The 10,000-nt window shown below is 46.4% G+C and carries 9 protein-coding genes; 3 read left to right on the top strand and 6 right to left on the bottom strand.

Features of this window, described 5'->3' with window-relative positions:
* Positions 1-581 (top strand): hypothetical protein (locus LDL40_RS07725; RefSeq protein ID WP_300994685.1); only part of this gene is annotated, 581 nt, incomplete at its 5' end.
* A gap of 123 nt (positions 582-704) precedes the next feature.
* On the opposite strand, the gene LDL40_RS07720 is transcribed toward LDL40_RS07725, so the two are convergent.
* Positions 705-1,823, bottom strand: a complete 1,119-nt coding sequence (locus LDL40_RS07720; protein WP_300994684.1) for an amino acid dehydrogenase — start codon at positions 1,821-1,823, stop codon at positions 705-707.
* A 136-nt stretch (positions 1,824-1,959) separates the two neighbouring features.
* Here LDL40_RS07720 and LDL40_RS07715 point away from each other — a divergent pair, with 136 nt between their 5' ends.
* On the top strand, positions 1,960-2,382 hold the full coding sequence (locus LDL40_RS07715) for a DUF4826 family protein (RefSeq protein ID WP_300994683.1): 423 nt from the start codon (positions 1,960-1,962) through the stop codon (positions 2,380-2,382).
* 114 nt (positions 2,383-2,496) lie between these two features.
* On the opposite strand, the gene LDL40_RS07710 is transcribed toward LDL40_RS07715, so the two are convergent.
* The 5 genes from LDL40_RS07710 to LDL40_RS07690 form a co-directional block, all read right to left on the bottom strand.
* Entirely contained in the window at positions 2,497-3,651 is a 1,155-nt protein-coding gene (locus LDL40_RS07710; RefSeq protein WP_300994682.1) for a cupin domain-containing protein, read from the bottom strand.
* Positions 3,652-3,719: 68 nt separating this feature from the next.
* Complete coding sequence (purB, locus tag LDL40_RS07705) at positions 3,720-5,090, bottom strand: adenylosuccinate lyase (RefSeq protein WP_300994681.1); 1,371 nt, start codon at positions 5,088-5,090, stop codon at positions 3,720-3,722.
* Between the two features lie 9 nt (positions 5,091-5,099).
* Positions 5,100-5,738 carry a high frequency lysogenization protein HflD gene (gene hflD, locus LDL40_RS07700; RefSeq protein ID WP_300994680.1) on the bottom strand — a complete coding sequence of 213 codons (639 nt, stop codon included), beginning with the start codon at positions 5,736-5,738 and terminating at the stop codon, positions 5,100-5,102.
* Positions 5,739-5,741: 3 nt separating this feature from the next.
* A complete protein-coding gene (gene mnmA / locus LDL40_RS07695; RefSeq protein WP_300994679.1) occupies positions 5,742-6,842 on the bottom strand; it encodes a tRNA 2-thiouridine(34) synthase MnmA in 1,101 nt (366 codons plus the stop codon).
* A gap of 100 nt (positions 6,843-6,942) precedes the next feature.
* Positions 6,943-7,410, bottom strand: coding sequence for an NUDIX domain-containing protein (locus tag LDL40_RS07690; protein ID WP_300994678.1), 468 nt, complete (start codon positions 7,408-7,410; stop codon positions 6,943-6,945).
* A 381-nt stretch (positions 7,411-7,791) separates the two neighbouring features.
* On the opposite strand from LDL40_RS07690, the gene LDL40_RS07685 reads away from it, so the two are divergent.
* On the top strand, positions 7,792-10,000 hold a 2,209-nt coding region (locus tag LDL40_RS07685; protein ID WP_300994677.1), incomplete at its 3' end, for an NADP-dependent isocitrate dehydrogenase.

Genomic DNA, 10,000 nt, shown 5'->3' with positions numbered 1-10,000 from the left:
TAGTCGCCAATCAGGTGAGGGACTGGTACAACACGCAAATTAGTACAGCAGTGTTGCCAGCTAATTTCAGTGGTGACTATGTGTTGCTGGGCTGTGGTGGTAATGAACATAGCTTGCCGGATTGCGCCAGCAACAGAATTAATCAACTGGCTCTGATGATTAACGCGCAGCAGCGGCCTGTGCATGTTTATATGACCACCTTGCACTGCGCCCCTTACGAAGCCTTGTTAAAACAAAAAACCGAATATGCGGCTATCCAGTGTTTTGACGGTGGGCCAACCACTTATCACGAGTTTGCGTCTTTAGATCAAAAGCTGGATAAAACCAAAAATTATTTGTTTATCAGCAGCGATTACCATGCACTTCGGGTAAAAAAATTAGCGCAAATGCATCAACTCAATGCTCAGGTCTATGCCGCTTCCAGCGCGACCTTCAGGCAAGTGAATTGTGGCTGGAATTGTTTATTGACGGTAAATTTATCGAACTATGATTTGTTCTCGAAGTTGGCTGCGGAAACTGCCAGTTTGCAAGTGTACTGGCTAACCAAAGACTGGACTGACTGGTATACCCCGCGTTCTTGAAGCCGCAGCTTTGTTGACTACGCTACTCGCCCCAGTCACATAGGACAACTATGCTCCTGGGGTCTCGCTCGCTTGTCGTCGCGCTGCAACTCCAATTACTTTGGGTATCTATGGGGCATAAAGTTAACGGGCGTTACGGATAATTTCCTGCGCCATTAAATCTGCCACTTCATTGGTTGGTTTTTGCTGCGCGTCAGCACGTTCAAAGATATTAATCAGAGTATGGTAAATCTGGTTTACTTTAGCCGTTGATTCTTCAGCGTTGTAGCCTTGTTCGCGCATCTCCATCGCAACGTTGATTATGCCACCTGCGTTGATCACATAATCCGGTGCGTACAGAATGCCTTTTTGGCGTAACAGTTCACCATGACGACTTCCTTTCAACTGGTTGTTCGCACATCCTGCAATGACTTTACATTTCAGCTGAGGAATAGTGATGTCGTTAAGGGTGGCACCTAAAGCGCATGGTGCGTAGATATCAGCATCAACTGCATAGATTTCATCCAGGCCCACAGCTGTGGCATTAAATTGAGCGACAGCGCGGCTGACGGCGTCCTGATTGATATCAGTAACAATCAGTTTTGCACCTTCGTTATGCAGGTATTCACACAAATAAAAGCCAACACTGCCTAAACCTTGAATAGCAACAGTCAGACCCTTCAGATCATCAGTACCAAACTTGTGTTTGGCGGCTGCTTTGATACCGCGGTAAGTGCCGAGGGCTGTGAAAGGACCAGGGTTACCACTTAAGCCTTCCAAACCTGCAACATAAGTCGTTTCTTTGTTGACCATCATGATATCGCCAGTGGTGATATTTACGTCTTCTGCACTGACATAACGGCCACTTAGTGAATGCACAAACTTGCCAAACTTACGAAACAGAGCTTCAGATTTGATTTTTTTTGCGTCGCCTATAATCACGGCTTTACCGCCGCCTAACGGCAAACCAGCCATAGCGTTTTTGTACGTCATGCCACGGGATAAACGTAATACGTCGACTAAAGCATCTTCATCAGCTACATAATCCCACATACGGCAGCCACCTGTTGCTGGGCCCAGGGCTGTGCTGTGAATAGCAATAATGGCTTTTAAACCAGTGCTTTCATCACTACAGAATACAACTTGCTCATGGTTATCAAATTCAGGATGGTTAAATACAGCCACGACTTGTTCTCCGTTGATATCAGTCACCACACCGCGAGGCGTGACGTTAGGGCTTTTTTGCGCCGCGGAATGTACCATTTCAGCTTTGCTTACGCTATCAATCTTTAAAAACAAATTCTGGTTAGACCAGTGAATTGTCGACAATTTTAGCTGCCTCTTGATTGTCAGGATTGAGTCACATAAAGTAGCGCCACTTGCATTAAGGAAACTAACGATGGCAGATCAATTAACCCCGGAACAACAAGAACAGTCGAGCAGTGAGTGGGTTCGTGCTCAGTTCCAGAAAGCAAACCAATACCTGGCTGAAAAAGGCATACTGCCAGACAATGTGGCAGTGTCCGAATCTCGTTATTTAACACCATTAATGGCGATATGGAAGATTACCGCTCAGGATCGTAAACAGTATTGGGTAATTAGTGGTGATTTACCTACAGACCATATGGCTTTGTCTGCAGCTAAAGATGCGCGCGAAGCAGTCCGGGCATTCTCTTTGCATTGGCAGTTAAAAGCAGAACAGATCATGAATTCTGGCGCTATCGACAAAACCAAAGTGGAATTCGCAAATTTACTGATCAACAGAGCTCATGGTTTATATGATTTATTTGATAAAGAAGAGCTTTGGAATTCGTCCAACTAAGCTGAATTTAAGTATATAAATCTTTACAACACCTTGTGGAAGCGGACTCAGGATCAGGGTTCTGCTGTCAGGATAAAAAAAACCGCCAGTGGCGGTTTTTTTATCCTTGTAGTTTTACTCAGTAAAGTACCAGTAACCTTTGTTGATTAGCAGAGTGATAAGCTGTAAGCGTCCTTGATCTGAAGCGAAATGTTGGCAATCCAGCTGGCTCAGAGTGATTTGATCGGTCAGCTTTTTCACAGTTTCAAGTTCAACAGCTGGTACCAAAAAGCAGTCTCCATTAATAAAAAGTTGAATGTCCCCGGTAGAGCTGGCCTGATAATACAAAGTGCGTAAGCCGCCTAATTTTGCCAGCACAGAGCCTTCTTCCAGATATTCACCTATTTCAGCGGCTTCGTAATGAGGATCGGGTTCAGTTGTGTCCAATTCATGTTTTGCATGACTTATATAACTGCCAAACCACTGGGCAGCAAAAGCTTTGTCATCCACTAACTGCCGCAACAGGGCTTGCACCTGGGTCAAATCCTGCTCACTGATAGCACCAACAGATGCTGGAACCTGACGCTCCGGATCAGTAAAACGTTGGCCCGTCACATCCTGATCAATCAGATGATCAGCCAAACCTGTCAGTAAATCCTTTTGTGCAGGTGCACGGAATCCCACAGAGTAGTTCAGTGATGGGTCCAAAGAAATACCGTCATGTGGGCAGCCTGGCGGAATATATAAAATGTCGCCGGGTTCAGTGATTACATTGATACAGTCGACAAAGGGCGTCACCTGCAATAAACGAGGGTGAGGGCAGTACTGCTGTAGACTGTTGTCCGGCATACCAACACGCCAATGGCGTTTACCTTGACCCTGAATAATAAAGACGTCGTATTGGTCCAGATGAGGTCCCACTCCGCCACCTGCGGTAGAGAAACTTACCATCAAATCATCAATTCGCCAGTTGGGGATAAAGCGAAAAGGCTCGATCAAAGCTGCAGATTGGGGATGCCAGTGATCGACGGCCTGAACTAATAAGGTCCAGCCGTCTTCGCCTAAATGACTGAACTCCTCAAAAGGACCGGTTTCCATGTCCCATACAGCGTTTTTATTGCTGACAATACGGGATTCAATTTCTTCTTCACCGGCCAGGCCTGCCAGTTCGTCCGGGCTTATCGGGTCGATAAAGTTTTTAAAACCCGCTTTGATCAGTAAAGGCTTTTTCTGCCAGTACTCTGCTAAAAACTGAGCTGGAGTCAATTCATTTAAAGATAATTGGTACATAGTTCTGTTTCACCATAAAAACAGGGCGATAAGATCGCCCTGTATAAAAACGCTAACTGAAGCTTAGTTTAGTCCAGTAAATCGACTAACTCGATAGCTGCACCTATGTAGTTGTCAGGGCGCAAGGCTTTTAATTCGGTTTTCACTTGCTCTGGCAGTTCTAACTTGTCGATAAACACAGCCAGATCCTGCGGAGTGATGCGTTTGCCGCGGGTCAGTTCTTTCAGCTTTTCATAAGGCTGGTCAATGCCGTATTTTCGCATCACAGTTTGAACCGGCTCGGCCAGCAATTCCCAGTTCTGATCCAACTCGCTCAGCAGATTGGCTTCGTTTACTTCCAGTTTGCTAATACCTTTGAGGCTCGCATGGTAGGCAATCACAGTATAAGCAAAACCTACACCTAAGTTACGCAACACAGTCGAGTCTGTTAAATCGCGCTGCCAGCGCGATACAGGTAACTTGGACGACAAATGCTGGAATATAGCGTTAGCTAGACCGAGGTTACCTTCGGAGTTTTCAAAGTCTATTGGGTTGACCTTATGCGGCATGGTGGATGAACCAATTTCACCGGCAATAGTGCGCTGTTTAAAGTGGCCTAAAGCGATATAACCCCAGACGTCACGGTCGAAGTCGAGCAGGATAGTGTTAAAGCGCGCTATGGCGTCAAACAGCTCGGCAATATAGTCATGCGGTTCAATCTGAGTGGTGTAAGGGTTCCAGCTTAAACCAAGGCTAGTGACAAACTCTTCGGCAAACTGATGCCAGTTCAGGTTCGGGTAGGCAGATAAATGGGCGTTGTAGTTACCTACGGCACCATTGATTTTACCCAGCAGCTCGACTTTGGCAATCTGTTCGCGTTGACGCTTTAAGCGCATATACACGTTCGCCATCTCTTTACCTAAAGTGGTTGGAGAGGCTGGTTGGCCGTGGGTACGGGCCATCATAGGAATGGCTTTGTACTTCTGTGCTAAACTTTTGATCTCGTTTAATAATTGGTCGCACAATGGCAACAGAACTTTATCACGGGCAGCACCTAACATTAAGCCATGCGACAGGTTATTGATGTCTTCTGAGGTACAGGCAAAGTGGATAAACTCGCTGACCGCTGCTAATTCGGCATGACCAGCGACCTTTTCCTTTAGTAGGTACTCAACAGCTTTAACGTCATGGTTAGTCGTGCGCTCAATGTCTTTGACACGCTGAGCATCAGCAAGACTAAAATTGTCGACAATTCCATTCAGCAGCGCGTTGGCAGCGGTGGATAGAGCCGGAACTTCGGTGATGGCTGCTGTCGCTGCTAATTTTTGCAACCAACGTACTTCTACAGTCACCCGGAATTTGATTAAACCATATTCACTAAAAAACTCGCGCAGCTCGCTGGCTTTTGAGCCATAGCGGCCATCTACAGGGGAGATGGCGGTTAATGCTGATAATTCCATTAGGTGCTCCTATGAATGGGTTGGGGCAATAGTGCGTAAAACAGAGTTGACTTCGTTGAGCAGGGCTTTGCGTTTGAAAATAAAGTGCAAACGACTACCACCTGCCTGGCGCCATAGGACTACAGCGCGAATAGCTGCTAATAACAAAGCCCGTACTTTATGTTGTACCAGTGGTTGCTTCAACAGTTCTGGCTGGCCTGCAACCTGAATGCGGGTGCCTAAAGAGCTGATACATTCGACATAAATGTCAGCCAGATTGGCGATAATGTTTTCGTCAGTGATAGCAAAGTGTTGTAGTTGCTGCTCCAGTCTGGATAGACGTTTGCTCAGATTATCCAGATTGTCGCGGTTTTTAGTCAGTTTACGCTCCAGCGCTATCACAGACACTACATAGCGGGTCAGCTCGACATCTTTACGTTGGTTGTCGCCCAGTTGTTCCGCCAGGCATTGATAACCGGTGTGAAGATTGGCGATATCCTTACCATAAATGTCCAAAGGCTCGGCAGGAGATAAATTAGCGATACTGGCTAAACACAGCTGTAAATCGGCCAGCGCTACGTCATTACTGCGAGTCACTTGCTGAAGCAGTTTAAGCGCCTGGCACATACCTGCCAGCGCAAGGGTTTGAGTCTGAATACTAGGTTGCATAAATTACTGTATGGCCGAATTAATAATGCCGCCGCCCAGACAAATCTCGTCGCTGTAAAATACAGCGGACTGGCCAGGGGTAACGGCTTTTTGAGGCTGATCAAAGACCACAACCACAGTGCCATCTGGCATTGGGGTCAGGGTGCACGGAATATCGGTCTGGCGATACCGGGTTTTAACAGTGCAGCGCAGTGCCTGCTGCGGGCCTGTGCGATCAACCCAGTGCAGTTGGTTTGCCACTAAACCTTTGGAGAACATACTAGGGTGGTCATGCCCCTGGGCGACTATAAGGCGGTTATTGACCAAATCTTTTGCCACCACATACCAGGGCTGATCATCACCATCTTTTAAGCCACCGATACGTAAACCTTTGCGCTGACCTAAGGTGTGGTACATCAGACCATCATGCTGGCCAATTTTATCGCCGTCTACGGTGAAAATATCACCAGGCTGAGCTGGCAGATACTTTTGCAGGAAATCTTTAAATTTACGCTCGCCGATAAAACAAATGCCTGTGCTGTCTTTTTTATCGTGGGTAATTAAACCTTGCTCTTCGGCTATAGCGCGCACTAGCGGTTTTTCCAGATGGCCAACAGGGAACAGGGTTTGTGCCACATGTTCTTCGCCAATAGTGTAAAGGAAATAACTCTGATCTTTATTGCTATCCAACCCACGCAATAATTGCCAGTGGCCTTCGACTTCACGGCGCTGCACATAGTGGCCTGTGGCTATATAGTCAGCCCCTAAAGCTTCGGCGGCAAACTCAAGGAAAGCTTTAAATTTGATTTCCTTATTGCACATAATATCCGGGTTTGGCGTGCGGCCTGCTTTGTATTCAGCAAGGAAGTATTCAAATACATTGTCCCAGTATTCAGCGGCAAAGTTGACTTTATGTAACTTGATACCCAGCTTGTCACAGACTGCCTGAGCATCTTTCAGGTCTTCCGCTGCAGCACAATATTCACTGTCATCGTCTTCTTCCCAGTTTTTCATAAACAGGCCTTCGACCTGATAACCCTGCTGCATCAACAGGTAGGCTGAGACTGAGGAATCCACACCGCCGGACATACCGACTATGACTTTTTTGCTGCTGTTATCTGACATTACACCGTACTTTTAACTGGCTGGATGGGAACGGGCGCGGATTATAGCACCAAATTCTTTGCCAAAAAATGTTAATCAGCGGGAATCTGCGGCCGGGCTTTTAATCGATCTGCAGCACGGCGCTTTTTATCAGGTGTAGAGGGAGAGATCGGTTTTGTTCAAACTCTCTGATTGCATCCTGCACCAGTTGACTGCGACCCGGCAATGCATGTTGTTGCAGTTCCAACAAATTTAGCCAGTGTAAGGCGAGAATATCTTTATCCTGAGGCTGATACCCAACTGGTAATTCAGTTGGGGTAAAGACAAAGTTCACCCGCACGTAAAAATGGCCGTCGGCGGTCTGAAGCTGAGAGATCCCAAGCCAGGCATCCGGCTCGAGATTCAGGCCTGTTTCCTCAAGTAATTCCCTTTTGATGGCGCTGATCAAATCTTCATTTTCTTCTACATGGCCAGCAGGTTGATTCAGTACCAGGCGACCAGAGCTTTTTTCTTTCTCTTCGACCAATAAATAACGGCCCTGAAAATACACTACAGCAGCGACGGTTAAATGCAACAAAGGACGTGACATAAACAACAGATTCCTCAAAAGCTGGATTGAATGACCAGAAGATGGCGAAAAAACAAAAAGACGGGCTATTTATGCCATATATGAACAAAAAAACCGATCTTTTGTTGTAATTGCAGCAAAATGCCCATAAATCCTTAAAATCGCTGAAGTGGTCGGGCCGCAGAACCCTGTTTTCCGCCAAACATTTCAGTAATATAAAGCCCGACAGGGGCAGGTTTCTGCGACTTCTGTCGTAAAGCATATGTCCTTGACTAGGCTCTTAGAATGAGCGCTGTTATACTCGGACACCACGAGTAACTGTAACGTTTTAAACAGCCCAGGCCACATACAGATGTTCGGCCTGGCTAACGACTCAATTTTGCTGTAATTCCAGGAAACGATATGACCACCTCAAAAATTATCTACACTATTACGGACGAAGCCCCGGCACTGGCCACTTATTCTTTTTTACCTATAGTGGAAGCTTTTGCCAAAACAGCTGACATTGAAGTTGAAACTCAGGATATTTCTCTGGCTGGCCGTATTGTTGCCTTATTCCCTGAATTTCTGACTGAAGCACAACGTCAACCTGACGCTTTAACTGCATTAGGAGAGTTGGCAAATACACCAGAAGCCAACATTATCAAACTACCAAATATCAGTGCTTCAATTCCACAGCTAGTGGCGGCTATAAAGGAGTTGCAAGCAAAAGGCTACGCTCTTCCTGATTACTCAGAAGATCCAAAAACAGCAGAAGAGAAAGAAGCTCGCAGCCGTTACGACAAAGTCAAAGGCAGTGCGGTAAACCCTGTACTGCGTGAAGGTAACTCTGACCGTCGGGCTCCTGCTTCTGTAAAGCAATATGCCCGTAAAAACCCACACTCAATGGGCGCATGGAGTAAAGAGTCGAAATCTCATGTGGCTCATATGAGCGCAGGTGATTTCTATGGTAGCGAAAAGTCAGTCACCATCAAAGACGCTGGTCAGGTGCGGATTGAGCACGTAGCGGCAGATGGTAGTGTCACCGTTCTAAAAGAAAAAACTGTAGTAAAAGCAGGTGAAATCATCGACGCTTCAGCCATGAGCAAAAAATCACTGCGTGATTTCATTGCGGCAGAAATTGCGGATGCAAAAGCTAAAGATGTGCTGTTGTCAGTGCATTTAAAAGCCACCATGATGAAAGTGTCTGACCCTATTATGTTTGGTCATGTGGTGACTGTGTATTTCAAAGATGTGTTTGAAAAACATGCGACCACTTTTGCCGAACTAGGTGTGGATGCCAACAATGGATTAGGCGATGTGTATGCAAAAATCGCCAAGCTGCCAGCTGATAAAAAAGCGGAAATTGAAGCCGATATCAAAGCTGTATACGCTAAACAACCAGCCTTGGCCATGGTGAACTCAGATAAAGGTATCACTAACCTGCATGTACCAAGCGATGTAATTATCGATGCTTCTATGCCTGCGGCTATCCGTTCTTCCGGCCAGATGTGGGGCCCGGATGGCAAGTTAAAAGACACCAAAGCTATTATTCCAGACCGTTGTTATGCTGGTGTGTATCAGGAAACGATCAACTTCTGCCGTGAGCATGGTGCGTTTGACCCTCGTACTATGGGGTCAGTGCCAAACGTTGGCTTAATGGCACAAAAAGCGGAAGAATACGGCTCACACGACAAGACGTTTGAAATTAAAGCGGCTGGCCAGGTGCGAGTGGTCGATGCGGCAGGCACTGTGCTTATTCAACACAATGTTGAGCAAGGTGATATCTGGCGTATGTGTCAGGCCAAAGATGCTCCAATCCAGGATTGGGTCAAACTGGCTGTGAACCGTGCCCGTTTAAGTAAAACACCAGCCGTATTCTGGTTAGATAAAAACCGTGCTCATGATGCTCAACTGATTGCTAAAGTAGAACTTTACTTAAAAGATCACGACACCAGTGGTTTAGACATTCAGATTATGTCGCCGGAGGAGGCCACCCGTCATACGTTAAAACGTATGAAAGAAGGTCTGGATACCATTTCTGTCACTGGCAACGTGTTACGTGACTACTTAACCGACTTATTCCCAATCCTGGAATTAGGCACCAGTGCCAAAATGTTGTCTATTGTGCCCCTGATGAACGGTGGCGGCTTGTTTGAAACTGGTGCTGGTGGTTCTGCGCCTAAGCACGTCGAACAGTTTGTTGAAGAAAATCACTTACGTTGGGATTCTTTAGGCGAATTCCTGGCTCTGGCTGCATCGCTTGAGCATTTAAGCCAGGTCACTGGCAACGCTAAAGCTCAGGTACTGGCTGATGCGTTGGATCAAGCCACTGCTAAGTTCCTCGATAACGACAAGTCTCCAACCCGTAAACTGGGTCAACTGGATAACCGTGGCAGCCATTTCTATCTGGCTTTCTACTGGGCGGAAGCTCTGGCGGCTCAAAGCAAAGATGCTGTAATTGCAGCTAAGTTCGCTCCTCTGGCTAAAACCTTAACTGAAAACGAAGCGAAAATTGTACAGGAATTAAATTCAGTACAAGGTAAAGCGGTGGATATCGGCGGCTACTACAAACCAGACGATGTGTTAGCATCAAAAGCTATGCGTCCAAGCGATACCTTTAATCAGGCAT

This window comes from Rheinheimera sp. (assembly GCF_020217005.1).
Lineage (GTDB): Bacteria > Pseudomonadota > Gammaproteobacteria > Enterobacterales > Alteromonadaceae > Pararheinheimera.
This window is presented reverse-complemented; position numbering and strand designations above follow the sequence as displayed.

Excerpts from the sequence above, each read along its gene's own strand:
- LDL40_RS07720 (WP_300994684.1), bottom strand. The coding sequence starts at position 1,823 with ATGGTACATTCCGCGGCGCAAAAAAGCCCTAACGTCACGCCTCGCGGT.
- LDL40_RS07715 (WP_300994683.1), top strand. The coding sequence starts at position 1,960 with ATGGCAGATCAATTAACCCCGGAACAACAAGAACAGTCGAGCAGTGAG.
- LDL40_RS07710 (WP_300994682.1), bottom strand. The coding sequence starts at position 3,651 with ATGTACCAATTATCTTTAAATGAATTGACTCCAGCTCAGTTTTTAGCA.
- purB (WP_300994681.1), bottom strand. The coding sequence starts at position 5,090 with ATGGAATTATCAGCATTAACCGCCATCTCCCCTGTAGATGGCCGCTAT.
- hflD (WP_300994680.1), bottom strand. The coding sequence starts at position 5,738 with ATGCAACCTAGTATTCAGACTCAAACCCTTGCGCTGGCAGGTATGTGC.
- mnmA (WP_300994679.1), bottom strand. The coding sequence starts at position 6,842 with ATGTCAGATAACAGCAGCAAAAAAGTCATAGTCGGTATGTCCGGCGGT.
- LDL40_RS07690 (WP_300994678.1), bottom strand. The coding sequence starts at position 7,410 with ATGTCACGTCCTTTGTTGCATTTAACCGTCGCTGCTGTAGTGTATTTT.